The 1114-nt window shown below is 63.6% G+C and carries 2 protein-coding genes; both read left to right on the top strand.

What is annotated here, in order from left to right; all coding sequences use genetic code 11:
- On the top strand, positions 1–428 hold a 428-nt coding region (locus tag FJ980_RS35045), incomplete at its 5' end, for a hypothetical protein (protein ID WP_210243788.1).
- Between the two features lie 10 nt (positions 429–438).
- Positions 439–1114 (top strand): DnaB-like helicase N-terminal domain-containing protein (locus tag FJ980_RS33455; protein WP_281406365.1); only part of this gene is annotated, 676 nt, incomplete at its 3' end.

The raw sequence follows: 1114 nt of genomic DNA, 5'->3' as shown, positions 1-1114 counted from the left end.
AACTGTGGTCGACGCCGCGAGCAACGGACGGCGAGAAGGGCGGGCCGAACCAGGCGTTTGGAGCGGGAGGGATGCCGCTGCCAGCCCAAGCGCACCAATGGCCGACGCCGACGTCGTTGAGCTTCGGCGAGAGTCATCAGCCGGGCAATTCAAAGTCGATGAACGACACGCTGGACTTGGCCTCTTCCCTCCGGGGCCGGCCGACATATCCGGTTGGAGAGATGCACTCGACCGAGCGCCGGAGTTTGAACCCGCTTTTCGTCGAGTGGCTGATGGGCTGGCCTCCCGGCTGGACATTGCTCGCGTGGACCGACTTCGCATGCTCGGCAACGGCGTTGTTCCTCTGGCGGCAGCGTATGCGATCCGCACTCTCGCAACTCGCATCGCCGAGCGCGGCTCCGCCGGCGCAGCTCGCCTTGTTCGGATGATTGAGGTCGCTTGAACGCCCACCCCCGAGATTTCAAAGCGCCACTGCCCGACGCGATCGAAGCGGAGGCCGCACTGCTTGGCGCCATCCTACACACCAATGACGCCTATTGGCGTGTGGCCGGGTTCCTGAAACCCCAGCACTTCCATGAACGGCTGCATGGAACGCTCTACGAGGTGATGGGCACGATGATCGCCGAGGGTCGGCCGGTCAATCCGATCACCATCAAGCCCTACATTCCTGCCGAGGAGATGGTCGGGGAACTGACCATGTTCCAGTATGTGATCCGGCTGTTTTCCGAGGCGGTCACGACATCCGGCGCCTACGACTACGCCCGCGGCATCATCGAGATGTGGGCCAGGCACCAGCTCATTGCAGCGGCGAACGATCTCGACGCGCTGGCCCGCAACATGCCCGTCGACATGACGCCGGAGAAGATCATCGGCGCGACGGCTGACGAGCTCACGCGCATTGCCAGGGAAGGGAACGAGCGCGCCGCGTCCCTGCAATATGGCGTCATCTTGCCAAATGCGGTCACCAAGGCGGCCAAGTCGAGCGGTGATGCATCCTCGCGAATCCCCTGGTTCCTGCCCGAGATTACCTCGGCGCTCGGCGATATCAGGCGCGGCAATCTCATCGGGCTCATGTCGGATTCGGGTGGCGGCAAGACATCCTTCAGCCTACAGC

This window comes from Mesorhizobium sp. B1-1-5, from assembly GCF_006443065.1.
Taxonomy (GTDB): Bacteria; Pseudomonadota; Alphaproteobacteria; order Rhizobiales; family Rhizobiaceae; genus Mesorhizobium.
This window is presented reverse-complemented; position numbering and strand designations above follow the sequence as displayed.